Annotated in this window: 26 protein-coding genes; 10 read left to right on the plus strand and 16 right to left on the minus strand. The window is 65.6% G+C overall.

All coding sequences use genetic code 11. The features are described 5' to 3' along the window. The first annotated feature begins 19 nt into the window (after positions 1-19). Entirely contained in the window at positions 20-1,126 is a 1,107-nt protein-coding gene (locus ACSC1R_RS10620) for an aminotransferase class V-fold PLP-dependent enzyme (protein WP_439025721.1), read from the plus strand. Between the two features lie 19 nt (positions 1,127-1,145). On the opposite strand, the gene ACSC1R_RS10625 is transcribed toward ACSC1R_RS10620, so the two are convergent. Together ACSC1R_RS10625 and ACSC1R_RS10630 are read right to left on the minus strand one after the other, a co-directional pair. Next, on the minus strand, positions 1,146-2,828 hold the full coding sequence (locus ACSC1R_RS10625) for an acyl-CoA mutase large subunit family protein (RefSeq protein WP_439025722.1): 1,683 nt from the start codon (positions 2,826-2,828) through the stop codon (positions 1,146-1,148). Positions 2,829-2,903: 75 nt separating this feature from the next. Beyond that, positions 2,904-3,197 carry a hypothetical protein gene (locus ACSC1R_RS10630; protein ID WP_439025723.1) on the minus strand — a complete coding sequence of 98 codons (294 nt, stop codon included), beginning with the start codon at positions 3,195-3,197 and terminating at the stop codon, positions 2,904-2,906. 72 nt (positions 3,198-3,269) lie between these two features. On the opposite strand from ACSC1R_RS10630, the gene ACSC1R_RS10635 reads away from it, so the two are divergent. After that, positions 3,270-3,584 (plus strand): hypothetical protein, encoded by a 315-nt coding sequence (locus ACSC1R_RS10635; RefSeq protein ID WP_439025724.1) that lies wholly within the window; start codon positions 3,270-3,272, stop codon positions 3,582-3,584. Between the two features lie 30 nt (positions 3,585-3,614). Here the strand turns inward: ACSC1R_RS10635 and ACSC1R_RS10640 are convergent, their stop codons facing one another. Together ACSC1R_RS10640 and ACSC1R_RS10645 are read right to left on the minus strand one after the other, a co-directional pair. After that, on the minus strand, positions 3,615-4,235 hold the full coding sequence (locus tag ACSC1R_RS10640; protein ID WP_439025725.1) for a GNAT family N-acetyltransferase: 621 nt from the start codon (positions 4,233-4,235) through the stop codon (positions 3,615-3,617). 68 nt (positions 4,236-4,303) lie between these two features. Further along, positions 4,304-5,515, minus strand: coding sequence for an acyl-CoA thioester hydrolase/BAAT C-terminal domain-containing protein (locus tag ACSC1R_RS10645; RefSeq protein WP_439025726.1), 1,212 nt, complete (start codon positions 5,513-5,515; stop codon positions 4,304-4,306). Positions 5,516-5,623: 108 nt separating this feature from the next. Here ACSC1R_RS10645 and ACSC1R_RS10650 point away from each other — a divergent pair, with 108 nt between their 5' ends. The 3 genes from ACSC1R_RS10650 (at position 5,624) to ACSC1R_RS10660 (ending at position 10,314) form a co-directional block, all read left to right on the plus strand. Beyond that, positions 5,624-7,630: an AMP-binding protein gene (locus ACSC1R_RS10650; RefSeq protein WP_439025727.1), complete on the plus strand. Its 2,007-nt coding sequence runs from the start codon at positions 5,624-5,626 to the stop codon at positions 7,628-7,630. Between the two features lie 46 nt (positions 7,631-7,676). After that, the gene (locus ACSC1R_RS10655; RefSeq protein WP_439025728.1) at positions 7,677-8,780 is read left to right on the plus strand and encodes a sensor histidine kinase; all 1,104 of its coding nucleotides are present in this window, start codon (positions 7,677-7,679) and stop codon (positions 8,778-8,780) included. 85 nt (positions 8,781-8,865) lie between these two features. Next, positions 8,866-10,314, plus strand: coding sequence for a short-chain fatty acid transporter (locus ACSC1R_RS10660; RefSeq protein WP_439025729.1), 1,449 nt, complete (start codon positions 8,866-8,868; stop codon positions 10,312-10,314). 18 nt (positions 10,315-10,332) lie between these two features. On the opposite strand, the gene ACSC1R_RS10665 is transcribed toward ACSC1R_RS10660, so the two are convergent. Both ACSC1R_RS10665 and ACSC1R_RS10670 read right to left on the minus strand, forming a co-directional pair. Next, the gene (locus tag ACSC1R_RS10665; protein ID WP_439025730.1) at positions 10,333-11,046 is read right to left on the minus strand and encodes a hypothetical protein; all 714 of its coding nucleotides are present in this window, start codon (positions 11,044-11,046) and stop codon (positions 10,333-10,335) included. A 37-nt stretch (positions 11,047-11,083) separates the two neighbouring features. Beyond that, positions 11,084-11,515, minus strand: coding sequence for a GerW family sporulation protein (locus tag ACSC1R_RS10670; RefSeq protein WP_439025731.1), 432 nt, complete (start codon positions 11,513-11,515; stop codon positions 11,084-11,086). Positions 11,516-11,631: 116 nt separating this feature from the next. Between ACSC1R_RS10670 and ACSC1R_RS10675 the strand changes: the two genes are divergently transcribed. After that, on the plus strand, positions 11,632-12,429 hold the full coding sequence (locus tag ACSC1R_RS10675) for a hypothetical protein (RefSeq protein WP_439025732.1): 798 nt from the start codon (positions 11,632-11,634) through the stop codon (positions 12,427-12,429). Between the two features lies 1 nt (position 12,430). Continuing rightward, the gene (locus ACSC1R_RS10680; protein WP_439025733.1) at positions 12,431-13,084 is read left to right on the plus strand and encodes a PH domain-containing protein; all 654 of its coding nucleotides are present in this window, start codon (positions 12,431-12,433) and stop codon (positions 13,082-13,084) included. Here ACSC1R_RS10680 and dnaJ read toward each other — a convergent pair. From dnaJ to grpE, 3 genes are all read right to left on the minus strand, one after another. After that, positions 13,081-14,259 carry a molecular chaperone DnaJ gene (gene dnaJ, locus ACSC1R_RS10685; protein ID WP_439025734.1) on the minus strand — a complete coding sequence of 393 codons (1,179 nt, stop codon included), beginning with the start codon at positions 14,257-14,259 and terminating at the stop codon, positions 13,081-13,083. The two genes, ACSC1R_RS10680 and dnaJ, sit on opposite strands and share 4 nt — an antisense overlap. 152 nt (positions 14,260-14,411) lie before the next feature. After that, positions 14,412-16,283 carry a molecular chaperone DnaK gene (gene dnaK / locus ACSC1R_RS10690; protein WP_439025735.1) on the minus strand — a complete coding sequence of 624 codons (1,872 nt, stop codon included), beginning with the start codon at positions 16,281-16,283 and terminating at the stop codon, positions 14,412-14,414. Between the two features lie 125 nt (positions 16,284-16,408). Beyond that, positions 16,409-17,437, minus strand: a complete 1,029-nt coding sequence (gene grpE / locus ACSC1R_RS10695; RefSeq protein WP_439025736.1) for a nucleotide exchange factor GrpE — start codon at positions 17,435-17,437, stop codon at positions 16,409-16,411. A gap of 124 nt (positions 17,438-17,561) precedes the next feature. Here grpE and ACSC1R_RS10700 point away from each other — a divergent pair, with 124 nt between their 5' ends. Further along, positions 17,562-18,923, plus strand: coding sequence for a DEAD/DEAH box helicase family protein (locus tag ACSC1R_RS10700; protein ID WP_439025737.1), 1,362 nt, complete (start codon positions 17,562-17,564; stop codon positions 18,921-18,923). 21 nt (positions 18,924-18,944) lie between these two features. On the opposite strand, the gene ACSC1R_RS10705 is transcribed toward ACSC1R_RS10700, so the two are convergent. Next, positions 18,945-19,355 (minus strand): hypothetical protein, encoded by a 411-nt coding sequence (locus ACSC1R_RS10705; RefSeq protein WP_439025738.1) that lies wholly within the window; start codon positions 19,353-19,355, stop codon positions 18,945-18,947. Positions 19,356-19,448: 93 nt separating this feature from the next. Here ACSC1R_RS10705 and ACSC1R_RS10710 point away from each other — a divergent pair, with 93 nt between their 5' ends. Then, the gene (locus tag ACSC1R_RS10710) at positions 19,449-20,978 is read left to right on the plus strand and encodes a DUF790 family protein (protein ID WP_439025739.1); all 1,530 of its coding nucleotides are present in this window, start codon (positions 19,449-19,451) and stop codon (positions 20,976-20,978) included. Positions 20,979-21,136: 158 nt separating this feature from the next. Here the strand turns inward: ACSC1R_RS10710 and ACSC1R_RS10715 are convergent, their stop codons facing one another. From ACSC1R_RS10715 to ACSC1R_RS10725, 3 genes are all read right to left on the minus strand, one after another. Further along, positions 21,137-21,562 carry a CBS domain-containing protein gene (locus ACSC1R_RS10715; RefSeq protein WP_439025740.1) on the minus strand — a complete coding sequence of 142 codons (426 nt, stop codon included), beginning with the start codon at positions 21,560-21,562 and terminating at the stop codon, positions 21,137-21,139. A gap of 131 nt (positions 21,563-21,693) precedes the next feature. Further along, positions 21,694-22,203: a DUF7122 family protein gene (locus tag ACSC1R_RS10720; RefSeq protein ID WP_439025741.1), complete on the minus strand. Its 510-nt coding sequence runs from the start codon at positions 22,201-22,203 to the stop codon at positions 21,694-21,696. Further along, complete coding sequence (locus ACSC1R_RS10725; RefSeq protein ID WP_439025742.1) at positions 22,200-23,108, minus strand: RsmB/NOP family class I SAM-dependent RNA methyltransferase; 909 nt, start codon at positions 23,106-23,108, stop codon at positions 22,200-22,202. The genes ACSC1R_RS10720 and ACSC1R_RS10725 overlap by 4 nt, the downstream gene beginning before the upstream one ends. An 81-nt stretch (positions 23,109-23,189) precedes the next feature. Here ACSC1R_RS10725 and ACSC1R_RS10730 point away from each other — a divergent pair, with 81 nt between their 5' ends. After that, positions 23,190-23,927 carry a proteasome assembly chaperone family protein gene (locus ACSC1R_RS10730; protein WP_439025743.1) on the plus strand — a complete coding sequence of 246 codons (738 nt, stop codon included), beginning with the start codon at positions 23,190-23,192 and terminating at the stop codon, positions 23,925-23,927. Positions 23,928-23,954: 27 nt separating this feature from the next. On the opposite strand, the gene ACSC1R_RS10735 is transcribed toward ACSC1R_RS10730, so the two are convergent. The 3 genes from ACSC1R_RS10735 to ACSC1R_RS10745 are packed head-to-tail and all read right to left on the minus strand — an operon-like array spanning position 23,955 to position 26,655. Continuing rightward, entirely contained in the window at positions 23,955-24,737 is a 783-nt protein-coding gene (locus tag ACSC1R_RS10735) for an ABC transporter ATP-binding protein (RefSeq protein ID WP_439025744.1), read from the minus strand. Continuing rightward, positions 24,725-25,600: an ABC transporter permease gene (locus tag ACSC1R_RS10740; RefSeq protein WP_439025745.1), complete on the minus strand. Its 876-nt coding sequence runs from the start codon at positions 25,598-25,600 to the stop codon at positions 24,725-24,727. The genes ACSC1R_RS10735 and ACSC1R_RS10740 overlap by 13 nt, the downstream gene beginning before the upstream one ends. Then, on the minus strand, positions 25,597-26,655 hold the full coding sequence (locus tag ACSC1R_RS10745; protein ID WP_439025746.1) for an ABC transporter substrate-binding protein: 1,059 nt from the start codon (positions 26,653-26,655) through the stop codon (positions 25,597-25,599). Before ACSC1R_RS10745 ends, ACSC1R_RS10740 begins: the two co-directional genes overlap by 4 nt. Positions 26,656-26,702 lie beyond the last annotated feature (47 nt).

Raw genomic sequence — 26,702 nt, forward strand, 5'->3', positions numbered from 1 at the left:
ACGACACACACTCCACCACATGCACCCCGCCGACCTCCGCGACGACATGCCAGTTCTGGACCGTACCGTCTACCTGAACACCGGCGCGAGCGGCCCGAGCCCGCGCCGCGTCACCGACACCGTCGAGTCGTGGTACGAGTTCCACGAGTTCGAATCACCGGCGGGCGAGGGGATGTACATGCCCGCGTTCGACCTGTTCGACGACGTGCGCGAGACAGTCGCCGGCCACGTCGGCGCACGTCCTGTAGAAATCGCTCTCACGGGGAGCACGACCGACGGCATCAGCCGCCTCCCCCTCGCCATGGACTGGGACTCGGACGACGTTGTCGTCCGGACCGACGCCGAACACGCCGCGGGCATCCTCCCCTGGCGACGGCTCCGTGACGAGTACGGCGTCGAGGTCCGCGTGGTCGAGACCGACGACGGCCGCATCGACCCCGACGACTGGGCCGACGCCGTCTCCGGTGCGACCCTCGCCACCTTCTCCTCTATCTGCTGGACTTCTGGTACCCTCGCGCCGGTGCGCGAACTCACAGATATCGCCCACGACGCTGGCGCTCGCGTCCTCGTGGATGCGGTCCAGTCGACCGGCCAGCACGACTTCGACATCCACGAGTGGGGGGCCGACGCGGTCGCCGGCTCGGCCCACAAGTGGCTGCTCGGGCCGTGGGGCGCGGGCTACCTCTACGTCGAGGCGGACTTCGCGGAGACCCTGGAACCGGCCCAGCTGGGCTACCGGAACCTCGAAGACCCATACGCCGACCCCTACGAGTACGCGCCGGGCGCGAAGCGCTTCGAGTTCGGGACCGTCGCACCGGCCCCCTACGCCGGCCTGCAGGAGGCCATCGAGATGATGGAGGACATCGGCATGGCCACCATCGAGGACCACATCGCCGACCTCACGGACTATTTCAAGGAGGAACTCGGCGAGGACCGGCTCGTCTCGCCCCGCGAGTACCACTCGGGGCTGGTGTCGTTCTCGGACCCCGACCCGGAAGCCGTGGTCGAGCAGGCCGCGGTGCAGGGCATCAAGATTCGCTCTATCCCGACCGCGAACGTCGTCCGGGCGTCGTTGCACGTGTTCAACACGCGAGACGACGTGGACGCGCTGCTGGACGCGTTCTGAAAACGGAGAAGAGACGCCCTCAGACCGTGCCGCCGGGGTGGTACTCCCCGAACACGTCCCGCATCACGTCACAGACCTCCCCGACCGTCGCGTAGGCCTTCACGGCGTCGACGATGTACGGCATGACGTTCTCCTCGCCCTCGCAGGCCTCGCGGAGCGCCTCCAGCTTCGCGTCCAGTTCCTCGTCGTCGCGAGCCTCGCGAACGTCTTCGAGGCGGCGAATCTGACGCTGTTCGTCCTCCTCGGTGACCTCCTGGATGTCCATCTCGGGTTCCTCGTCGACCTCGAACTCGTTGACGCCGACGATGACGCGCTCGCCCGACTCTATCTCCTGCTGGCGGTCGAACGCGGTGTCCTGAATCTGGCGCTGGACCCACTGGTTCTGGACGGCCGGGAGCATCCCGCCTTTCTCGTCGACGGTGTCGAGGATGTCGAACGCTTCCTCCTCCAGCTGGTCGGTGAGGGCCTCCACGTAGTAGCTGCCGGCGAGCGGGTCGATGGTGTCGGCCGCGCCCGACTCGTGGGCGAGAATCTGCTGGGTGCGAAGGGCGGTCCGCACGGACTGCTCGGTCGGGAGGGCGAGCGCTTCGTCCTTCCCGTTGGTGTGCAGTGACTGGGTGCCGCCGAGGACCGCAGCGAGTGCCTGGTAGGCGACGCGGACGACGTTGTTCTCTATCTGCTGGGCGGTCAGGGTCGAGCCGGCGGTCTGGGTGTGGAACTTGAGCTGTTTCGATTTGGGGTTCTCCGCGCCGAAGCGCTCCTCCATGATTTTGGCCCACATGCGCCGGGCGGCGCGGAACTTGGCGACCTCCTCAAGGATGTTGTTGTGCGCGTTGAAGAAGAACGAGAGCTGGGGGGCGAAGTCGTCAACGTCCAGGCCGGCGTCGAGGGCGGCCTCCACGTACTCGATGCCGTCGCCGAGGGTGAACGCGAGTTCCTGGGCGGCCGTGGAGCCGGCCTCGCGGATGTGGTAGCCCGAAATCGAGATGGTGTTGAACTTCGGCGTCTCGTCGGCACAGAACTCGAAGATGTCCGTGATGACCCGCATCGACGGCTCCGGGGGGTAGATGTACGTGTTCCGGGCGATGTACTCCTTGAGCACGTCGTTCTGGATGGTCCCGCGCAACTCCTCGCGGTCGACGCCCTGCTTGTCACCGACCGCGATGTACATCGCGAGCAGGACGGAGGCGGGCGCGTTGATGGTCATCGACGTGGAGACCTCGTCGAGCGGAATCTCGTCGAACACCGTCTCCATGTCCTCCAGCGTGTCGATGGCGACACCTGACTTCCCGACCTCGCCCGCGGACATGGCGTTGTCGGAGGCGTAGCCCATCTGGGTGGGCAGGTCGAACGCCATCGAGAGCCCGGTCTGGCCCTGGTCGAGCAGGTAGTGGAACCGCTCGTTGGTCTCCTCGGGCGTCCCGAACCCGGCGTACTGGCGCATCGTCCACAGGCGACCGCGGTAGCCCGTGGAGTAGACGCCGCGGGTGTACGGGTCCTGTCCCGGGAAGCCGAGGTCGTCCTGGTAGTCGAGGTCGGCCACGTCGGCCGGCGTGTACAGGCGCTCGACTTCCTGGCCCCCCGTGTCTGTCGTGAACTCCTCTTTGCGCTCGCCGAAGCGGTCGACCACCGGCTCGACCGACTCGGTCTCCCACTCCGATTTCCCGGAGCGTATCGCGTCGAGGTCGTCCTCGTCGAACATACGAAAACCGAGGGCCACCCCGGCCTTAACTGTTCACGAACGTCCGTGACAGCCCCGGAAGTTCATAGATGGCGTTCAGACCTCGTCGTCGGGGTCGTGCGCAGTCGCCATCCGCTGGGCTTCGGTCGCGTACTGGTCGCGCTCTTCGGAGTCGTCGACCGGTCCGTAGCTGTCTGCGGGCACGTCGAGTGCCGCTCTGGTCACGCGATGGTCTCCCGTGAAGCTCGTCAGGGCCCGCTCGCGCCGGTGGTAGAACCGGCCGTCCTCGGTAGCGTAGACGAGGATGACGATATTCTGTTCGTCGTCAGAATACGTCCGTTCGACCAGCCACATGCGCTTCGTATCGGTCTCGCCAGTCTGTGCGTCCATACAAGTAGTTTCGTCGTCGAATCCTAAACCGGTATCGCACGCTTTTTGCACGTCCGAACCCCACTTTCGTGCATGGACGCGCCATTGCCGGACGAGGACGAGGGGACCGAGTCGGGACAGGCTGGCGCACCCATCCCCGACGACGACGAGGTCTCGCGCAAGCAGGCGTTCCTGTTCATCCTCCCGTTCCTGTTGCTCGGCCTCGCGGACGTGGTCCTCCTGCTCGGCTGGGGACTCGACCCGCTCTGGGGGTTCATGATACTGCCGCCGATTCTCGCCATCAGCTTCCTCGGCTGGATCGCCTTCAAGTACGGGTTCATCAACGATAACGAGCACTACGACTACGAGGAAGACGACGAGCGAACGACTGCGGTCGAAGACGCCTGATTCTCCGGTCCCCTCTGTCTGCGACCGTCGTTAACTTCCGGTGTCGTACTTGTAGGTCGCCGTCTCGCTGTCGATGCCGAAGTCCTCCGGCGAGACCTCGTCGGGGACGACCTCGGCCTTCGACGCCTGCTTGAACCGTTCGCGGAGCCGGTCCGGCATCCGGAACTGGCTCACTCGTAACTTCATCGGTCGAGCCTTCGGTGCGGTCTCCTCGCGCTTCTCGGCGAGGCGCGCTCGCAACACCGGCGGCAGTTCGTCCTCGCCGATGGCGGTGAAGCCGAACTGCGCGAGATAGCCGCCTTCGTCGGTCAGCGAGTACACGGTCTCGAAGCCCTTGTCACGGGCGTACTCGATGAGCCGCTCGACGACGTGGGCACCGACGCCCTGCTCTTTCCAGCCGTCGAGGACGCCGATGCTGGTCAGTTCGCAGATGTCCTCGGCGACCTCCACCTCGCGGCGGCCGCTCTGTTTCCGGTCGCCCTCGTCGGTCGCGTGGAGGCGGATGCGGCCGAAGCCCGCCTTCGACCCGGAGTCCTCGTCCACGGCGATGACGTAATCGCGGGACCGGAACGCTGTGTCGTCGAGCCCCATCTCCTCGATGCGGTCGAGCAACCAGACTTCGTCTCTGTTTTTCGCGTCCCGGACGTACATGGTAGTTGGTAGCTTCCCGAAGGGCATAGGATTTGTCCCCAAAACGGTACCGGGTTGGGGATTCACCGTCAGCGGTCGACTCGAAGCGCGTCGAGGACGGCCGGCCAGGCGTCGATACCTGCCTCGGCGTCACCCAGTGCCGAGCCGCCCAGGCCAGCGACTCGCTCGCGGTAGTCACGATACGGTTCGAGGACGCCGTGACCCGCATCGGGGTGGTCGACGTGGGTCGTCTCGCGGTCGGCTCGTTTGCGCCACATCGCGATGCGCTCGCAGAAGGCAGTTGCGGGCCAGACGGTGTCGTGACCGCCAGAGATGACGGTGACGGTGTCGACCTCGCCCCAGGGGAGGGCAGCCGCGTCGAGGTCGTCGCTGGTCGCCTCGACGAGCGCGTGCTGGAATCGGGTAAACGACGAGCTGTCGGCGTCGTCTGCGTCCGGGAGGTCGTCGGGGACCGGCACGAACGCGACGGGTTCGCCGTCGCGGGTCCACGCGCTACGTGGCTCGCCTTCGTCGTCGTCGACGAGTCCCGGGAAGGCGTAGGCCGAGGGTGCGTAGCCGACGACCGTGTCGACGGCATCGTGGCTGGCCCCGACGAGCGCCGCGGCCTCGGACCCGCGCGAGGAACCGACGAGCGAGACGGGGGTCCGGCTGTCGTCACGGTTGGCCAGCAGGTCGACCGCCTCCTCGATGGTCGAGAGCGGAACCTCGACCAGTTCGCGTTCTGGAACCGACCCGAGATAGTCCGGGACCAGCATCGCGACCCCGGCGGTCGCCAGCAGTTCGATTCGCCGCCGGCTCTCGACCCCGCTGGCACCGTGCAGGAAGACGGCACCCGGATGCGGGCCGTCGCCCGGTGGCAGGAACAACTCGGCGTCGACACCCTCGCCGATATCGACCGATTCCGTCGTCACGCCTGAATCGACCAGCGTCCGGGTCGTGTCGCCGCGGTACAGCTCGTCGTCGACCTTCGCCGAGACCGCGATAGAGACCTGGTCGGACTCGTCGAAGATGGCATAGGGGAACTGGTACTCCTCCTCGGGCCGGACCTGCGAGAGTGGCAGCCGGTCGCCGATGTCCGCCCCCCGCACCACGTTCGCTTTCGTCGTGTCGAGTTCGCCGTCGGTGGTCGTCCGGTAGACGGTCTGTGCGTTCAGTTCGCGGCCGGCGTCGTCGGTGACGGTCAGTCGGACCGACACCTCGTCCATGGTGGGGCCGCCGGAGAGTCGAATCGGCAAGGGCTCGCCGACACGCGTCTCGTCGGGGAGCGAAAGTTCGGGCATGGTGAGGTGGTGGCCCGCCAGCGGGGTAAGGGTCACGACCCGGCCGCGAAAGCATCACGAAAGAAGAGGGCAATTTCTTTGTCACCCCCGCGAGTTTCTCCGGACGAGATGGAATCCCTGGAAGACGTATCCGAGGTGGCGTTCGAACCGTCTCAGGAGTTCGTCGAGTCGACGAACGTCTGGGCGTTCATGCAGGAGTACGACATCGCGGACTACGACGAACTCATCGAACGAACCACGCAGGAGGTCGACGGGGTCGACGAGAGCGGGGTCGACTGGTTCTGGGACGAACTGGTCGACTACCTCGACATCGAGTTCTACGAGGACTACGATTCGGTGCGTGACGATAGCGACGGCCCACAGTTCACCGACTGGTACCCCGGCGGCAAGATCAACATTGCACACAACACGCTCGACCGCTGGGCCGAGGTCGACGAGCCGACACGCAACCAGGTCGCCTGCATCTGGGAGGGTGAACCGGGCGACGTGCGCGAGGTCACGTACCACGAACTCCACCGGCAGGCGAACAAGGTCGCGAACTACCTCGAATCGGCGGGCATCGAGACCGGTGACACCGTCGGCCTGTACATGCCGATGGTGCCCGAGGTCATCTCCATCCTCTATGGCTGTTTCAAGGTCGGGGCCATCGCGGTGCCCATCTTCTCGGGCTTCGGCGTCGACGCGACGGCGACCCGCATCGCGGATTCGGAGTGTTCGGTGCTGTTCACCGGCGACGGCTTCTACCGCCGCGGTGGCGAGATTACCCTGAAGGGTGCAGCAGACGAGGCCATCGAGGAGGCCGGCCACGTCGAACACACCGTCACCTTCCAGCGTCTGGGTCACGAACCCGGCGAGGAACTTCCGTGGGACGACGACCGTGACGAGACGTGGGAGGAGGCGGTCGAGACACAGGACGACGACTACGAGACGAAAGAACTCGACGCCAGCCAGGAGTCCATGCTGCTGTACTCCTCGGGGACGACCGGCAAGCCGAAGGGCATCGTCCACACCCACGCTGGCGTCCAGCTGCAGTGTGCGAAGGAACTCTACTTCGGCTTCGACCTGAAGCCCGCCGACCGGTTCTTCTGGGTCTCGGACATCGGCTGGATGATGGGCCCGTGGACGCTCATCGGGAACCACAGCTTCGGCAACACGATGTTCATGTACGAGGGCGCGCCGGACCACCCCGAGCCCGACCGGTTCTGGGAGATGGTCGACCGCCACAAGCTGACCCAGTTCGGCATCTCCCCGACCGCGATTCGCGCCCTGCGCAAGCACGGTGACGAGTGGCTGGAGGGCCACGACCTCTCCAGCCTGCGCATCCTCGGCTCTACCGGTGAACCGTGGGACCCCGAGTCCTGGCAGTGGTTCATCGACGAGGTCGGCCGCGGCGAAGCACCCATCATCAACATCTCCGGCGGCACCGAAATCTGTGGCTGCTTCCTCATGCCGATGCCCATCAACGACCTCAAGCCCTGTACCCTCGGCGGGCCGGGGCTGGGCATGAACATCGACATCGTGAACTCCGCGGGCGAGTCCATCGCGGACACCCACGAGCGCGGCTTCCTCGTGGCGCGTGACTCCTGTCCGAGCATGACCAAGAGCCTCTGGTCAGGCGACGAGCGCTACCTCGAGGAGTACTGGTCCTCGTTCGAGGACCCGCCGATGTGGGACCACGGCGACTGGGCCCAGAAGGACGAAGACGGCTTCTGGTTCCTCCACGGCCGCGCCGACGACGCGCTCAACGTGGCAGGCCGGAAGGTCGGGCCCGCCGAGGTCGAAGGGGCGCTCATCGACCACCCGGCAGTCAACCAGGCCGCCGCAGTCGGTGCCCCCGACGACACGACGGGAACCGCCGTCATCGCCTACGTCATCCTCGAAGACGGCGTCGAGGAGACCGACGCCCTCAGGGACGAACTCCGCGCACAGGTCGGCGAGGAACTCGGCAAGCCGTTCCGCCCCCGCGAAGTGCTGTTCGTCGACGAGTTCCCGAAGACTCAGTCCGGGAAGATAATCCGCCGGGCCATCGGTGCGACCTACAAGGGAGAGAAGCTGGGCGACATGTCCAGCATCGAGAACCCCGAGGCGCTCGAGAACCTCGAAGAGGCGCGCTGACACCTTCACGCGCCACGTTATAACGCTCTCGCCCCGTAGAGGTTACGTGGACGGAACGTCAGTCGAGGCGGGGTCACTGGTCGAGCAGGTGAAGCTGTGGTCGCTCACCATCGTCGGCGCTGTCGCGATTCTGCTCTCTGTCGGTAGCTACGCCCTCGGGCAGGACGCGACTATCTTCGACGCGCTCGTCGCACTGCTTCCGTCGTTCGTCGGTCTCTGGATCGTCCGCACGGGATACCACGTCAGGAAACGCCACTCGGAACCGGACCGGGTCTGGAGTCTAACACGGTGGGTCCTGTTCGGCTCGGCGGTCGCCGGCTTCGGAACGGTCGGCGTCATCTTGCTCCTCGCGCTCACGTTCCTCGGCCCCGGCCTGCTCGAGTTTCTCTTCGAGAACGTCGTCAGCCTCGACACCTCGTTCCTCGGCCAGCTCATCCTCATCGACGTCCTCTTTGCGACCATCATCGGTGGGGGCGGCGGTCTCCTCTTTGGCATCTACGAGGACCGAATCGAACAACGAACACGCGAACTGGAACGCGCCAACGAACGCCTCGACGAGTTCGCTGCGGTCGTGAGCCACGACCTCAGGAATCCACTCACCGTGGCAGACCTCAACACACACCTCGCACGCGAGACCGGAGACCAGGAGTACTTCGACGCGGTCGGCCGGGCACACGACCGAATGCGAGCGATCATCGAAGACGTATTGACGCTCTCCCGGGACGGTGGGGAAGTGAAGAACCTCGAATCGGTCGACATCGCCCAGACCGCACGGGAAGCCTGGGAGACGACCCACACGCGTGACGGTACCATCGAGGTGACGGCGACGGGCGTGGTCACTGCGGACCCGGCACGGCTTCGCACGCTGTTCGAGAACCTGTTCCGGAACGCGCTCGACCACGGCGGGCCGTCGACACACGTCGTCGTCGGCAATCTCCAGGGCGGGGGGTTCTTCGTCGCCGACGACGGCCCCGGCATCCCCGAGGACGACCGCGAGCACGTCTTCGACGCGGGCTACACCACCTCCGAGTCCGGAACGGGCTTCGGCCTCGCAATCGTCAAGCGAATCGCGCAAGCACACGGCTGGTCGGTCGCCGTCACGGAGAACCCCGAGGGCGGGGGCGCACGGTTCGAGTTCTGTCGAGCGTGAACGGCCACAAAATTCTTACAGTGCTGATATACCCTTTATCAATAAATACTGTTAATATTGCCCCTCGAATTGTACCCGTCGAGCCATGTCAAATGTAGTCAGACGGATGGCCGAGGGAAGCTCGCGGCTGGTCGAACGGTATCTGCCCGACGCCTTCCTGTTCGCTATCTTGCTCACGTTCGTCGCGTACGGTCTCGCGTTCGTCTTCGTCGAACCAGCTGGCGGCTACCTCGACCACGGCGTCGACCTGCTCAGGGTCGGCTGGTACGGTGGATTCTGGGCGCTCATCGGGTTCGCGATGCAGATGACGCTCATCCTGATGACCGGGTACGCACTGGCCCAGACGGACCTCGTCGACGGTATCCTGTCGCGGGTCGCTGCGATTCCCTCGTCCGAACGTGGTGCGGCCGCGATGGTCCCGCTCGTCGCGGCCATCGCCTCGTTCGTCCACTGGGGACTCGGTCTGGTCGTCGGTGCCCTGCTGGCCCGGAAGGTGGCGAAGCAGATCCGGACCATCGACTTCCCGATAATCGTCGCCGGTGCCTACTCCGGCTTCGTGGTCTGGCACGGAGGACTGGCCGGGTCGATTCCGCTGCTCCTGAACTCGGGGGCGGACAGTGGGAACTTCCTGCTCGCGTCGGGGACACTCCAGTCCACCATCGGGACCGGCGAGACCATCTTCACCGTCGCGAACCTCGTCCTGTTCGTCGTCGTCGGCCTCGTGTTCTTGCCGACGCTGTTCTGGCTGATGTACCCCGAGGACGACGACAAGAAGACACCAATCGACCCGGATACCTTCGAGGACGACCAGGCCGTCACCGACGGTGGCGAAGCGGGCACGGCGACCCCGCACGCGACCGCCGGGTACGACTCGCCCGCAGAACGCATCGAGCACTCGAACGCCATCGCCTGGGCGGTCAGCTTCGTCGGAATCCTCGCTGTCGTGTTCTACTTCGCGAACGGCATCCGAAACGGGACGATGCCGTGGAACAACCTCGACCTGAACATCGTGAACTTCACGTTCCTGTTCCTCGGTCTGGGCCTCCACGGGACGCCCGCCGCCTACATCGACGCGATGAAAGAGGCGGTCGAGAACGTCTGGGGCATCATCCTCCAGTTCCCGTTCTACGCCGGCATCATGGGTATCATGGCGTTCGCCCCCGAAGGCTCGGTCTCGCTGGCGACGCAGATCGCCGAGGGGATGGTCGTCCTGGCACCCGAGGGCGCGATTCCTGCCATCGCGTTCCTCACTGCCGGGCTCGTCAACATGTTCGTCCCCAGCGGTGGTGGCGAGTGGGCCGTCGTGGGCGAACCGCTGGTGAAGGCCGCCCAGGCTTCGGGCACGTCGGTCGCTCGGGTCTCGATGGCAGCCGCCTGGGGCGACGCCTGGACCAACATGATTCAGCCGTTCTGGGCCATTCCGCTGCTGGCAATCTCCGGGCTCTCGGTGCGAGACATCATGGGGTACTGCGTCATGGTCCTGTTCGGCACCGGTGTCATCGTCATCGTCGGCATCACGCTGTTGCCGATGTAGGACGTGCAGTACGATCTTTTACAGCGACACGTCCGCGAGTGACAACACCGTGGCCTCGGGTGCGTCACCGTCTACGACCGCCACATCTCCCACGGTCTCTCCGTCGGGGAACAGTATCTCAGACCCGGCCAGCAACGCTGCGAGGACACCTGCGGCGACGGTCCGCGGGTCGGCGAGCGGTGTTCGGACCGCGACACGCTCGTCTCCCGTCAGGTCGAGGGCGTCCACGGCCTGTCTGGCACCAGCGAGCAGGTCGGCGTGCGTGTACACTCGGTCCTCGGTCCACAGGATGCCGTCGTCGGGCCGACACGGCTCTGGTGGCATCGTGGGGTTCTCGCTCCAGACGCCACCCTCCCAGTACCAGTACGCCGGGTCCTCGGGGTCGTCCCCGTAGCCGATACGCTGTGTTCCGGCTGGCACGTCGAAGTCGTCGAGTCGAGGCGTCGGTGCGACCAGAAGCTTCGCGTCGACCGTCGCTGGCGGGTCGAACCGAGTCTGCGCACCGAGCAGGGACGCCCCGAGGAACGCGAGGACCGGCTGGGCCCGGGGCTCGGTGACGACTGCGACGGTCGCCCCCGTCCGGACCCCGTGGTGGTGCATGAAGTTGCCGGCCTTCCACGCGGTCGTCAGGAACCGACGGTAGTCGTAGCGCTGGATGCCAGCCCCGGTCGCGTACAGGGCTGGCGCGTCGCTCCTCCGGTCACGAGCGAGTACGTCGGCGAGAGTCTCCATGCTCCCGTTTCGGCACACCTCGCCAAAAACACCCCGTTCAGTCGACGTCGACGCGGACCACCGACGTGCCGTCCGTCCCCGATTCGGACGCGTCGTCCGCCCCGCTGCGTCCTCGCCCGCCGACCCGGGTGAGAATCGTCGCTGCGAGCACGACCCCTACGACGAGCCCAGCGAGCACCCCGCGGGCCACGTTCCGACGCTCGTCGAACTTGACGAACCGGGTTTCTCCCGCCGAGATGTCCAGTGCACCGACCGGGGTCGTGACGACGCCACCGCCGAACCCACCACCGCTTCCCGTTCCGTCCGATCCATCGCCCTCGCCGAATCCACCACCGTACCCGTACGCCACGCGGGCGACGGGGACGACAGTCCTGTCACCGTGTTCGACCGGGTCACCGTACACCGTCCGAACGTGGGCGCTGTCGCGCAGGTTCTCGACGGTTGCCTGCAGGGTTTCCGAGAATTGCATGCGACTGATACGTCGGGGAGCGAGATAACGATTCGCGCGAGCGAAGGTACGCGGACATTCATATCGGGGCCAATACAGTTTAGTAGTCGTTCTGCAACTGGCCTGTATAGGAGCCAATGTCACGACGGATTACAATCGGTATCGTACGCGAACTGTACCATGCGGTGTTCAGGCCCTCGGATTTCGTGCAGGCTCGGACGAGTTCGTACACCCAGTCGCGGGTCGGGACCGTCGTCGAGGCGAATCGCCTGGTGGTCGTGTACATCGCGAACCTCCTCCTGTACGCGATTCCGCTCACACTGGCGGGTGTCGGTGTCCAGAAAAGTCAACCGGCACCCGAGTGGTTCGCGAACTCGGTGTTCGCAGCGTTCGCGGAACCGACACCGCTGTGGCAGTTCTGGACGGCGCTCATCGAGAACTGTTCGTTCATCACGGTCGCACTCATCATCACGCTGATCAACTACCACGCCGCGGTCGCGCTCCTGTTGAGCTCCCGCGGTATCCTCCAGACCATGCATACCGTCGTCTACACGACCAGTATGTATCTGGCAATCATCTTCTCGCTCGTGATGCACCTCTCGACGAGTCCGACCATCCAGGTCGCCGACGACCTGGTCATCAACGTCCAGAAGGCGTTCTTTTACTTCTTCATCGACACGCTCGGCTCGAATCTGGAGTTACCACAGGGCCGACCCGAACAGATACTCCTCACGAACGTCACACAGGAGGGCCAACTCGTCATCGCCGGGTTGGTGCTCTCGCTGCTGTACTACCTCTACTCGTTGTACCTCGGCGCTCGCCTGAACCACGGCACGTCGCGAGTGACGGCACTCCTCGTCATCGGTGCCGTCGGTGCCGCTCCGGCGCTGTACGTCGTCGGAATCATCCTCGCGAACACCTACGGAGCAGTCTAACATGACAGGAGATACACACAGCAAGGGTGCATCGGCACGCGAACACGGACTCGGGTCGAAGATGGTCATGCGGGCCACCCCGACGACCAAACTCGTCCTGGTCTACATCGGCGTCCTCGCGGTCGTCGGGACCGGACTCGGCCTGTACTTCCTCACGAACAAGCAAGCCCTCGGCGAGCAGGGCTACGGCGGTATCGCGGGGTGGGTCATCGTCCTCCTGACCGTCATCGGGCTCGTCCGTCTCACCATCCAGTTCCTCGTCCTCCGCCGGACCGAGTACGTCATCACGCGTGACTCCGTCCGACGCGAGTACGACCTGCTGTACAGTGAGAAGTCGCGCGAACTCCCCCTCTCGAAGGTCCGCGGGGTCGAACTCCGGCGTGGTCGACTGCAGGCGCTGCTCGGCTTCGGAGACGTGTCGTTCCTTGCGGCCGGGACCAACCGCTCCATCGGCTACATCGACTTCGACAACACCGACAGCCCACACGAGATACGCCAGAAGGTGTTCGAACTCATGGAGAAGTACGACGGCCACCCCACCGGGCACAGAGCAGCCACGACCCAACGGACTGCAGAGGCGGCCCAGACCGCGGACGCGAACGAGACTGCAGAATCGGCGACGGAACACGCAGAGACGCCCGGAGCCGGCGATTAGAACGAGTTCTTTATCTTCTTCCAGAAGCCCTTCTTGATCTCGACTTCCTCACCGCCAGCTTCGGCGAACGCCTCTAGCGCCTCGCGCTGTTCGTCGTTCAGTTCGTCGGGCGTCACGACCTGTACCTGAACGTAGAGGTCGCCGTGGCCGCTCCGTCGGAGTCGCGGCATCCCCTCACCGCGAATGCGGAACGTCTCACCGCTCTGGGTGCCCGCGTCGACGTCGACCTCGACCGTGCCGCCGAACGTCTCGACCTCGATCGTATCACCGAACACCGCCTGCGGGAACGAGATCGGGAGCCGGTAGTACAGGTCGTCGCCGTCGCGTTCGAAGTCTCCGCGCTGGTCGACCGACACCTCGATGAGCAGGTCGCCCTTCGGCGCACCGGGGTCACCTGGTGCACCCTCGCCCCCGAGGCGGACTGACTGACCGTCTCTGACGCCAGCCGGAATCTCGACGGTCAGCGTCGTCTCAGCCTCGACGATACCACGGCCACGACAGTCGTCACACGTCTCGTCGTACACCTCACCTTCGCCCTCGCACTGTCGACAGGTCTGTGTCTGCTGGACGCGCCCCAGCGGCGTCTGCTGGACCTGCGTCACGCGACCCTGGCCGTTGCAGTTCGAACAGGTCTCGGAGTCGGCGTCCGGCGGGTGTCCGTGGCCCTCGCAGGTGTCACAGTGCTCCGGCCGGGTGATGGTCACCTGTTTCTCGATACCGTTGTACACGTCTTCGAGATCGAGGGTGACCCGCGTCCGGAGGTCTCGACCCGGTCGCGGCCCCCGGTCGCGCTGGCCCTGTCCGCGCTGGCCACCGCCACCGAAGAACTGCTCGAAGATGTCGTTGATGCCGCCCATGCCGCCGGCGCCACCGAAGGGGTCGCCCCCACCGCCGCCGAAGCCACCGGCGCCGCCCATGCCGCCGCGGCCGTCGAAGCCACCGCGCTTCTCGGCTTCCTTGAAGCGGTCGTGGCCGAGCCGGTCGTACGCCTGGCGCTTCTCCTCGTCGGTGAGGACCTCCTTGGCCTTCTTCACCTGCTTGAACTTCTCTTCGGCGTCTTCCGCGTCGGAGACGTCGGGGTGATACTCGGCGGCCTTCTTTCGGTAGGCCTGCTTGATCTCGTCCTCGGACGCGTCCCTGCTCACGCCGAGGGCATCGTAGAAGTCCTCGCTCATTCGTTACTGGTCGATAGAGGATTGAACCACTTGAAAAGAACGGGTTCGGTCGGCGAGTGTTCGAACCGATGGCGGGCGGCCGAGCAGTTACTCCTCGCTCTCGTCTACGTCCCCAGAACGCGGAGCGTTCTGGTGGGCAGACGAGAAGGAGATTACTCTTCTTTCTCGTCTACGTCCTCGAAGTCGGCGTCGACGAACTCCTCGTCGTCGTCACCGGGTGCCGCACCGCCGGGCGTGGCACCGCCCATGCCGCCACCCATGCCACCGCCGTTCGCGGCGGCCTGCTGGTCGTACATCTGCTTGCCGATCTCCTGGAGTTCCTTCGAGAGCGCCTTGGTGGCCTCCTCGATGTCCTCCTTCGAGGAGTCGGAGTCTGCGACGACGTCTTCGACGTTCTCCATCTCGGCCTCGATGGCGTCGCGCAGGTCGTCGTCGACGTTCTCCTCGTTCTCCTCGAGGATGGTCTCGGCGCGCTGGAGCGTCGCCTCGGCGGAGTTCTTCGCCTCGATGCGCTCACGGCGCTGGCGGTCCTCTTCGGCGTGTTCTTCGGCTTCCTCCTGCATCCGCTTGACTTCGGCGTCCGAGAGGCCGGCACCGCCTTCGATGGTGATGTCCTCGCGGTTGCCAGAGCCCTTGTCCTCGGCGGACACGTTCACGATGCCGTTCTCGTCGATGCTGAAGGTGACCTCGATCTGCGGGGTGCCTGCCGGTGCCGGCGGGATGCCGGTGAGGTGGAACTCCCCGAGCAGTTCGTTGTCCTGTGCCATCTCACGCTCGCCCTGGAAGACGCGAACCTGCACGGAGGTCTGGTTGTCCGCGGCAGTCGTGAATATCTTCGACTCCTCGGTCGGGATGGTCGTGTTCTTCTCGATGAGACGCTCGAACAGGCCACCCTTGACCTCGATACCGAGCGAGAGCGGCGTGACGTCGAGGAGGACGATGTCGTCGACCTCGCCGCCCAGCACGCCACCCTGGATGGCCGCGCCCAGCGCGACGGCCTCGTCGGGATTGACGTTCTTTTTCGGCTCGCTGCCGATCATCTCCTCGACCTTGTCGAGGACCTGCGGCATACGGGTGGAGCCACCGACGAGCAGCACCTCGTCGATGTCGTCCATCTCGTAGTCGGCGTCTTCGAGTGCCTGCTCGGTCGGGGCGACGGTGCGGTCGATGAGGTCCTGGGTCAGGTTCTCGAACTTCGCACGAGTCAGGCTCTTCTCCAGATGGATGGGGCCGTCGTCGGTCGCCGTGATGAACGGGAGGTTGATCTCGGTCTCCTTACGCGAGGAGAGTTCGATTTTGGCCTCCTCGGCTGCGTCCTTGAGGCGCTGGAGCGCCTGGCGGTCGTCGCGGAGGTCGATGCCGTGGTCGTCCTCGAACTCCTCGGCGAGCCAGTCGATGATAGCCTCGTCCCAGTCGTCACCACCGAGGTCGTTGTCCCCGTTCGTGGCGACGACCTCGTAGACACCGCCACCGAGGTCGAGGATGGAGACGTCGAAGGTACCCCCACCGAGGTCGTACACGAGGATGGTCTGGTCGGAGTCGTCGTCGAGTCCGTACGCCATGGCGGCTGCGGTCGGCTCGTTGATGATACGTTCGACCTCGAAGCCGGCGATTTCGCCGGCGTCCTTGGTCGCCTGACGCTGACGGTCGCTGAAGTAGGCGGGCACCGTGATGACCGCCTTCTCGACGTCCTCACCGAGGTACTCCTCGGCGTCACGCTTCAGCTTCTGGAGAATCATCGCGGAGATCTGCTCCGGCGTGTACTCCTCCCCGTCGATATCGACCGCGTAGTCGTCGCCCATGTGTCGCTTGATGGACGCGATGGTGCGCTCGGGGTTCTGGATGGCCTGGTTCTTGGCCGGTTTGCCCACGAGACGCTCACCGTCTTCGGTAAACGCCACGACGGAGGGAGTCGTGCGGTTACCTTCGCTGTTCACGATAATCTCGGGGTCTCCACCCTCCATCACGGCGAAGGCGGAGTTCGTGGTCCCGAGGTCGATACCGAGGATCTTGTTGCTCGCCATGTTACGGGGTTATACCTCCCTCGCCGGTTTAAAACTTGCTTTACTTGACTATCCGACGAATTAAAGCTGTCGACTGGACGTAGAACCGGTCGAGACGGTAATTTTCGCGTTGAAACGAGTTAGGTTTACTCTTCGCCCCCGATAGCTTCACTGACCTCGTCGTCGGTCGACTCCGCGCTTTCCCCTGATTCTTCGTCGACTTCACCACCGTCAGATGCTGGAGAATCGGCACTCGCAGGTTGGGCTTCCTCGACTTCCCCACCGAGGGCGACGGCCTCGTCACTGTCGTCGTAGTCGGAGCCGTTGCTGACGGTGACCTGTGCAGTCTGGATGACCTTCCCACCCATCTCGTAACCCGGGCGGTAGACGTCCACGATGGCACCCTCAGGCTCCGCACTGTCGACCCGGACCATCACCTCGTGGCGCTGGGGGTCGACCTCGGCGCCCGGGGTCGGAGCGACCTCCTCGACGTTCTCGTCTTCGAGGACACGGTCGAACTCGCGCAGGGTCGCCTCGACACCGTCGCGGATGTCGGCACCCTCGTCCTGCCCGAGCGCGCGGACGAGGTTGTCCCGGACCGGGACGATGCGCTCGACGAGGTCCTCTGTCGCACGTTCTTGAATCTGTTCTTGCTTCTTCTTCGCTCGCTCTTTGTAGTTCTTGAAGTCGGCCTGTTTGCGGACGAGCCGCTGCTTGAGGTCCTCGCGCTCGTCGCGGAGGTCGTCACGCTCTGCTTCGAGGTCTTCGACCGTCTCCCGAAGCGTCTCGGCCTCGTCTTTGAGCTCGAATGCGCGCTGGATGAGCGTCTCGACCTCCGCCCCGAGTTCCTCGTCGACGGCGCTGACGCGCTCGACGAGGTCGTCACCGACCGGTGTCTCGGCGGCGTCCGAATCAGTGGCGTCCGAATCGGCGGCGGTCCATTCGAACTCGGCGTCGCTCTCCTCGGCTGTCTTCTCCTCGGCTGTCTTCTCCTCGGCTGTCTTCTCCGAGGCCTCGTCGACAGCGGGGTCTTCGGTGCCTGTGTCTGACTCCGCTGCCTCGTCCGCTGTCTGCTCGGGGGCGTCGACGGAGGGCGTCTCCTCTGCTTCGGGAACGTCTTCGACCTCCTCGCCTGCCTCGGAGGTCGGCGTCTCCGTGTCCTCGTCTTCGTCCATGTGCGGAACAAAACCCGCCAGACACCAAAAGGGTTCAGGTACGACCCTGCTCTCGACTGGCCACGTGTGGACCACTGGTGTGGTCCCACACCGCTTATAGCGCCTGCGTGGCAACCTCCGGCCGATGCCGACCACGCTCCGGTACGAGAACGGCACGGTTCGTGTCGAGAGCGACGACTCTCGACCCCTCCCGGGCGTGGAGACCGACCCGCGAAGTGGGACCGGCCGGGTGCCGGCGTACGAGTACGCGGCACTCAGGCGTGCCCTCGACGAGGCGGGCGAGAAGTGCACCGACGACGTCCTCGACCTCTCCCCGGTACCGCCGCTTCACTCGACGTACGAACTTCGCGAGTACCAGCGAAACGCACTCGACGACTGGGCCAGTGACACGTCCGGGACAGGTCTCTCACGACGGGGCTGCCTCGAACTCCCGACGGGGAGCGGGAAGACCGTCATCGCCATCGCGGCCATCGAACAGTGCTCGACGCCGTCGCTAGTCGTAGTCCCGACGCTCGACCTCGTCGACCAGTGGCGGACGGAACTCGCCGCGGAGTTCGACGAGCCAATCGGGCAACTCGGTGGCGGCGAACAGCGCCTCGAGGCGCTCACCGTCTCGACGTACGACTCGGCGTACCTCCGGGCCGACGACATCGGCGACCGGTTCGAACTGGTCGTCTTCGACGAGGTCCACCACCTCGGGGGTGAGGGCTACCAGGACATCGCCCGCTTGCTGGCCGCCCCGTACCGACTGGGCCTCACCGCGACCTTCGAGCGTCCCGACGGGGCACACGAGACCATCGAGGACCTCGTCGGGCCGCTCGTCCACCGGCTCTCGGTGGACGACCTCGCCGGCGACCACCTCGCGGACTACGACGTAAAGCGACTCAGGGTCGAACTCACGCCCGCAGAACGCGAGCGCTACGAGGAGAAGCAGGGCATCTTCACCGACTATCTCGCCCGCAGCAACATCCAGCTTCGGAGCGGAAGCGACTACCAGGAACTGGTGAAACGCTCGGGGACCGACCCGGCTGCACGGCGGGCACTACTCGCCAAACAGGAAGCCAGGCGCATCATGATGGGCAGCGAAGCGAAACTCAACGCGCTGGCGGACGTGCTCGGTCGGCACCGGGACGACCGTGTCATCCTGTTCACGGCGCACAACGACCTCGCGTACGACATCTCTGAGCGCTTTCTCGTCCCTGTGGTCACGCACCACACCGGAACGAACGAGCGACGTGACATCCTGGAGCGGTTCCGGGACGGGCGGTACTCGCGCGTCGTCACCTCGAACGTCCTCGACGAGGGCGTCGACGTGCCGGACGCGAACGTCGCCGTCATCCTCTCTGGGAGTGGCAGCGAACGCGAGTTCACCCAGCGACTGGGTCGAATCCTTCGACCGAAAGAAGACGGCGGGCGGGCGCTTCTCTACGAGATAATCAGTCGAGAGACCGCCGAGACGCGAGTGGCGGACCGTCGGCGAGGCTGAGACGACCCGCGTCCCAGCCAGTCACGGTTCTTCCCAGTCGACGGAGAGGTCTCCGGCAGTCGGGAACTCGAACGTGTAGGTCTGCGTCTGGCCTGGGTCGTGTTCTACCAGCGTCCGCTGCCGTTCGACCGCTTCGTCCGTGGACCACGTGAGAACGAGCACTGCTTCGAGTGGTTCTGCCCCCTCGTTGGTGACGACGACGTCGACCGCGAACCCCTCAGACGTGGTGGGGAACGCGAACTCGACGGCGACGTTCGGCGCGACCGCCTGGGTTCCGGTCGGCGTGGACAGGTCCGCCGTCGGCTGTTCGTAGCCATCGCTCCCGGGTGCGGTGTGCTTCGCTCCGGGCTGGTCGGCCGGCAGGCGGCCCGTACAGCCGGCGAGCCCCGCGAGGACGCTCCCGACGGCGACACAGAAGGCGCGGCGCTGCATCGAGCCTCGGTTCGGCACGGGGGGAGGAAACCCTTGTGTCTCGCAACAGGCCCGGGTGACAGGTTTTTGCGGGCCGCGCCCCGACGTGAGACCATGTTGACCAAGGACCTGCTTCGGGTCTCGCGTGCTGGCGGCGGATACCAGCCCCGGTTCGTCGACGACGAGGCTGAAGCGGTCGCTGCGCGCGTCCTTGGCGTGTTCCAGGGCCACGTCGGCGAGTCCTACGGCGACCTTCAGGACGCGCTGACCGACCTGGAGGGTGACGAGGCGGACTTCAAGCTCGTCCGGGGGTTCGCGAAGCTGGTCGAGCGCGAGGCGACGGTCGAGACGACGGCACCGATTCCGCCGGACCGGGCGCGACGCGCCGCGTTCACCGCGGCCGAACCGGGTGGGGTGGTAACGAAGGCCGAGCGTGAGACCGCCATGGCGCAGGCCGCGACGGCTCTCGGGTCGACGCCCGAGGCAGTCGCCGAGTCGCTGTACGCCGACCTGCCGGAGAACCAGGTCGTCACGGCGGTCGATGCGCCGTGGACGCCGGCAGAACTGGTTGCCCAGTACAACCTCTCACTGGCCCAGACGGCGCTGTTCGACGCGACGACGGTGCGCGTCCGGTCGTCTGACCCGAAGGCACTCGTTTCGGCGGTCAAGCGGCTCCGGCTCATGTACGAGATCGAGCAGACGCCAGAGGGTCGCGAGGTCGTCGTCACCGGGCCGGACAGCCTGTTCCGGAACTCGCGGCGCTACGGGACGCGGTTCGCGCGGTTGTTGCGGACCGTCGCGAAGACCGACGACTGGCGGCTCGTCGCGACCATCGACGACCGGGGGACGGAGCGACGGCTGGTGCTCTCAGACGGCGACCCGGTCCGCGTTCCCGGCACGGACCCCGTCGCCGAGGTGAGCTACGACAGCGACGTCGAGGCCGACTTCGCGACCCGGTTCACCTCGCTCGACCTCGACTGGGACCTCGTCAGGGAGCCGGAACCGCTCGCGACGGGGACGCGAGTGATGATTCCGGACTTCGCGTTCGACTGGGCGCCGGCCGGCCGGGACGCGGACGCGGCGGACTTTCGGGTCTACTTCGAGGTGATGGGCTTCTGGACGCCTGCGTACGTCGAGAAGAAACTCTCTCAGCTGGCCGACCTCGAAGACGTCGAGATGCTGGTCGCGGTCGACGAGTCACTGGGCGTCGGCGAAGCTATCGAGTCCTTCGACCACCGGACGATACCCTACTCGGGTGGACGAATCCGGGTGAAAGACGTCCGGGACGCACTCCGGCGGTACGAGGACGAACTCGTCGCTGCCAGTGCGGCCGCGCTCCCCGACCGACTCGAACCGGGCGACGACGTGGTGACGATGGCGTCGCTCGCGGAGCGACACGGTGTCAGTGAGGACGTAATCGAATCCAAGACGTTCCCCGCGCACGAGCGCGTGGGACGAACGCTCGTTCGTCCGGCCGTGCTGGACGCGGTCGCGGACGACCTCGCGGCCGGGATGTCGCTGGCTGACGCCGAGTCGGTGCTGGCAGCCTGCGGAATCGACGAGTCGAGCGCCGTGCTAGCGAGACTTGGCTATCGCGTCGAGTGGGAGGGTTTGAGTGGGGGCACCCTCCACACGACGGACTGAAATGCAGGTCCGTTCTCGACCGAACGGCAGGTGGGTGGATATAGCGAGCAGACGGCACTGTCGATACTGGTCCCGTGGCGGCGTGCCGTGCAACCGCAGCCCGCCACGGGGCGATGATCAGGTCACGACGGGCATTGCTGCCCGTTTGCGTTTGAACCCTAGTACGGTGGCGAGTGGGTCTTGATGACCTCCGAGAGGTCGTGCAGTTCCTGGTCGATGAGTACGACGAGGTCGTCGAGCGTGACGAAACCGGCTATCTTCCCGTTCTCGGTGATGGGCATCCGGCGGACGCTGTGTTCTTGCATCTTCGCACAGATCTCCCTGATGCCGGTGCTGACGTCTACGGTGATGATGTCCTTCTCCATCACGTCGTTCGCCGTCGTCGTCTTCGGGTCCTTACCCTCGGCGACGAGGTTCACGACGATGTCCCGGTCGGTGACGATGCCGACGGGTTCTTCGTTCTGGTGGATGACGACCGACCCGACCTTCTTGTTCTTCATCGTCTTGGCGAGGTCACCGACTGGCGTGTCGGGAGTCGCTGTAACGACTGCGTCCTTCTGTCGAGCGATGTCTAACGATGGCATTGTGTACTCCCCGACGCCGGTCGTCCGGCGTCTGCTCTCTCTAGGCCGGACGCAACGATATGTGTTAGCAAGCCACACTGTGGCGATGTCTCACGTGATTGGGGCGCGACTGATGAGAAGAGCGTGGCCCCTCAGACGTCGCGCTGACGTCCCTTCGGTACCACCGACCGGAGCTCGCCGTAGAGGAACAGGCCGACGCCGAGTGGTTCGCGCTCGCCGGCGAGTTCGTGGGCGGCGATGACGTAGCCCCAGTCGCCGTCGTAGTCGAGTTCCTGGTCTTCGCCGTCGGCGAACCGGCGGGCTTCCACCTCGGTGAGGTCGACGACGTTTTTCGTGGCGAGCTTTCCGAAGCGCTGGACCGCGTCCGTGGTCGGCTTCCAGTGCTCCTGCCGGGTGCGCAGGAACGTCATCCCGACGCCCTCGACCTCGATGTGGTCGGGGACGTCCCCGGCGAAGGCCCAGATCTTGCCCTTGCCTTTCTCGTAGAAGGTGTGGTCCGCGAAGGTCTCCGGCGGGACGCCGAACCGCTCTTCCCACCAGCCGACGACCTCCTCGCGAGTAGCGCGGCCCTCGACCTCGCGGTCGTCCGCCGTGGCCGGGAGGCGGTCGAAACGGTGGCCCTGGTTGGTCTGCTCGCTCATGCCGTCACCTCCAGTTTCGCGGTGAAGAACCCGCCCGTGTCGTTGTGGTGCGGGTAGACGCGCTTGGCCTTCGCGACCTGTGGGTCGTACTCCTCACCCTCCCACTCGGTGATGCCGGAGACGTGGTCCAGTGCGAGGTCGTAGTCCACGACTTGGCAGTCTTCCTCGGCGAGGACGTGGTCCAGCACGGCCTCGTTCTCCTCCGGTGCGAAGGTACACGTCGAGTAGACGACGGTGCCGCCCTCGCGAGTCACCTGCAGGGCCCGTTTCAGGATGCCCTTCTGGATGCCCGCGACCGAGGTGACGTGGCCCATGTTCCAGTTGTCGAGCGCGTCGGGGTTCTTCCGGATGGTCCCCTCGCACGAGCAGGGCGCGTCGACGAGGACGCGGTCGAACTCTTTGCCGTCGAACGGTTTCAGCGAGAAGTTCCTCGCGTCCTGGTTCGTCACGACCACGTTCGTCACGCCCAGGCGCTCGCAGTTGAACCGCAGTGCAGAGAGGCGGCCGAGGTTGTTGTCGTTCGCGACGAGGGTGCCAGTATCCTCCATCTCGGCGGCCAGTTGTGTGGTCTTCGACCCCGGCGCGGCGCAGGTGTCGAACACGCGGTCACCCGGTTGCGGGTCGAGGACGGTCGGCGGGATGGCCGACACCTCCTCCTGCCCGGTGGTCCAGCCGTGAAAGCCCGGCCACGTCGACCCCGGTTTGTCCGTCTCCAGCGTGAGGACGTGGGGGTGCCAGTCCGCCTGTTCGTACCCGATGCCAGCCTCGTCGAACGCCCGTGTGACGCGCTCTGTGGTGGTCTTCAGGGTGTTCACCCGGACCGCCATCGGTAACGGCCGTTCGCACGCGGCCAGGAACGCCTCGAAATCGTCGACGATGTCTCGATACCGTTCGAACGGCTCCATGCCGCCCGCTTCGGGAGACGGGGGTTTGTCGCTTTCGAAGCGGGGGGTGCTTTTTAATCCGGTCGGTGTCTCGTGTTACCTATGGCACACGTGAAGAAGCGGTCAGACATGGACCTCGACGGTGCGTTCCTCATCGAAGGCCTCCCGGGCGTGGGGCTGGTCGGGAAGATCGCCACCGACCACCTCATCGAGACCTTCGACATGGAACTCTACGGGACGTGTCACTGCGAGGGACTCGCCCGCATCGGCATCTACCACGAGGACCAGCGCGAGCTGGAGCCACCGGTCCGCATCTACGCGGACGAAGAGAGCGGGTTCGCGGCCCTCCAGAGCGACGTCCCCGTCGACGCCCAGGCCGTCAGCGAGTTCTCCGGTTGCATGACGGGCTGGGTCGAGAGCGCTGGCCTGACGCCCATCTATCTCAGCGGGTTGCCCGCCAAGCGAGATGGCAAGCCGGCCATATACGGGGTCGGCACCGCGGGCGGCGTGGCGATGCTGGAGGAGACGGACATCCCACTCCCGTCAGAGAACGGGGTCGTCAGTGGCCCGACCGGGGCGTTGCTCAACCGGGCGGTCGAGACCGGTCTCGACAGCGTCGGCCTGGTCGTCGAGTCCGACCCGAAGTTCCCCGACCCGGAGGCCGCACGCGTCCTCATCGAGGACGGCATCTGCAAGCTCACGGGCATCGACGTCGACATCTCGGAACTGGTCGAACGGGCCGAAGAGATTCGCGAGCAGAAAGAACGGCTGGCAAAGCGGATGGAGGAAGCGAAAGAGGAGGAGAGTTCGCAGGCACAGCCGCTCCGGATGTACCAGTAAGCGAGAACGGGCGGGCGGCGTGAGCCGTCAGTGCAGCAGGTCGAGCACGTGTTCGGCGTGCTCGACGAACGCCTCGTCGGTCCGGGTGCGTGGTCGGTCGAGACCCACGTCGACTATCTCCCGGACGCTGCCGGGGCCCTCGCTCAGGACCACGATTCTATCCGCGAGTTTCACCGCCTCCTCCACGTCGTGGGTGACGAACAGGACCGTCTTCTCGGTCTCGGCCCACACGTCGAGCAGTTCGTCGTGGAGCATGTTCCGCGTCTGGGCGTCGACGCTCCCGAACGGCTCGTCCATCAGCAGTATCTCGGGGTCGACCGCCAGCGCCCGGGCGATGCCGACGCGCTGTTTCATCCCGCCAGAGAGCTCTTTCGGGTAGGCGTCTGCGAACTCCGAGAGGCCGACGAGGTCGAGCATCTCGGCGACGCGGGTCTCGCGCTCGGCCTCGGAGACGTCCTGCTGTTCTAACCCGAACGCGACGTTCTCTGAGACGGTCCGCCACGGGAACAGGCCGTACTCCTGGAACACCATCCCGCGGTCGGTGCCAGGCCCCTCGACGCGGTCGCCACCGAGGAACACACCACCCGCGGTCGGGTCTTCGAGTCCCGCGATGATGCGAAACAGTGTGGTCTTCCCACAGCCCGAGGGGCCGACGATGCAGACGAACTCGCCGTCTTCGACCGCGAAGGACACGTCGGCGATGGCCTGCACGTCCTGGCGGCCGGTCTCGTAGCGCTTGCCGATGCCATCGACCGCGACGGTGGCGGTCGACTCCTCGGCGCTCGCGTCGGAGTCGTTCACGCTCGCCATGCCAGCACCTCCTGCTGGACCTTGCGGAAGGCGGCGTCACTCATCAGGAACACCGCGCTGATGACCAGCATGTACGCCACGCTGACGTCCAGCGCGAGGTTCTGGGCGGCGATGAGTATCTGCTCGCCGACGCCCGGCGGCCCGACGAGTTCGGCAGCCACGACGATCATCCAGCACTGCCCGATGCTGGTCCGGATGCCCGTGAATATCTCGGGCATGGCGCTCGGGACGACGACCTTCCGAATCATGGTGAGGTCGTCGTCGACGCCGAGGCTCGCGGCGACCTCCTTGAGGTCCTGTGGAACGGCCTCGACGCCGCTGTAGGCGTTGTAGAAGGTAATCCAGAACGCGCCGATGGCGACGATGAACGTCGCGCCCATGTGACCCGTCCCGAACCAGATGATGGCGAAGGCGATCCACGCCAGCGGCGGGATGGGCCGGAGGATGCGGGTCACCGGCGTCAGCGCGTCGTCGACCAGCGTGAACCAGCCCATCGCGATGCCGGTCGTGGTTCCCAGGGTCGACCCGATGACCAGCCCGGGCAGGTAGTGCTGGAGGCTCTGGAACAGCCGGACGAACAGCTTGGGGAGCGACACGTCGGTACTCGTGAGCGGCAGCGTGTAGGTGGCGTCCGTGGTGAGCTGGCCGTACAGCGCGCCACCGACCTCCACCGGCGTCGGGAGGATGAACGGCTTGAGCGGCATCGCGACGACCTGCCAGAGGACGAGGAACGCGAGCGTCCCGGCGGCACCCGCACCCAGCCGCCGCGTGTCGAGACGGGCCCGGAGGTCCCCGGTCTCGCCAGGGACCGACCCGGTGTCCTCGGTGGTCGTCGTCGCTGCCTCGGACGTCTCCAGGCTCATTCGTTCGCGACCTCGTCGTACAGGGAGTAATCGAAGATGTCCGAGACGCGCAACTTCTGTTCGGTCTTGCCGAGGCGGCTGGCGTAGTCCGCGAATATCTTCGCGCCACCTTCGATGCGGTGTGGGTCCGAGATGAAGTTCGCCCCCTTCGACTCCATGGCCTGCTGGGCGATGTCGACCGGGAGCACGTCCTTGCCGATGACGGTCGCGGCGTCCTCGGCTGCCTCCTTCGGGTTCGCGTTGATGAACTCGGTCGCCTTCCGGTGCTGGCGGAGGAAGTCCTTCGCGAGTTCGGGCCGGTCGTTCCGGAGGCGGTCGTGCATCATCGTCACGGCGGCGGGCTGGCCGGACATGAAGTCGCCTGCCCACGCGATGTTCTGGTAGCCGGCGTCTTTGGACTGGACGATGGTCGGCACCGGCTCCATGATGCTCGTCCCGTCTATCTTGCCCGCGACGAGCGCCTGCCGGACCGGGCCCGCGCCACCGAGGGACTTGATGTTCACGTCGCTCTCGGGGTCGAGGCCGAGTTCGCTGTCGAGCCAGTACCGGAGCAGGATGTCCGGGACCGACCCCGGCGGGAAGGTCCCGAAGGTGAACTTCCGGCCCTTCTGCGCCTCGAACTTCGCGAACGCGTCCGCGCCGTGCTCGTCGTAGAGCGCGGCGAACTCGTCGCTCGCCATGATGAGCATGGCTTCCTCGATGTTCGCGCCGGTCACCTTCGCGAAGCCAGTCTTGTCGACGATTATCATCGCCGGGACGACGCCGAACAGCGCCACGTCGTAGCTCCCCTTTGCGAACGCCTGCACGATGCTCGGGCCGTCGCTGAACAGTTCCGCCTCGACCGGGACCGACAGGTCGTCGTAGTACCCCTGCTGGTCCATCACGAAGTGCTGCATATCGGGGTAGATAGGCATGTACGCGACGTTGAGGGGGTCCCCACCACCGCTGCCACCGGTGAGACCGCCGACACAGCCGGCGAGTCCTGCGATTCCAGTGCCTGCTGTCGCCTGTACGAACCGCCGCCGAGAGAGATGCGAGCCGTCGAAACTACTCATTTCGAACGCCTTGACCGTCCAGGCTTAATTCCGCAAAGGCCACGGTA

This window comes from Haloarchaeobius ordinarius, assembly GCF_051801355.1.
Taxonomy (GTDB): domain Archaea; phylum Halobacteriota; class Halobacteria; order Halobacteriales; family Natrialbaceae; genus Haloarchaeobius.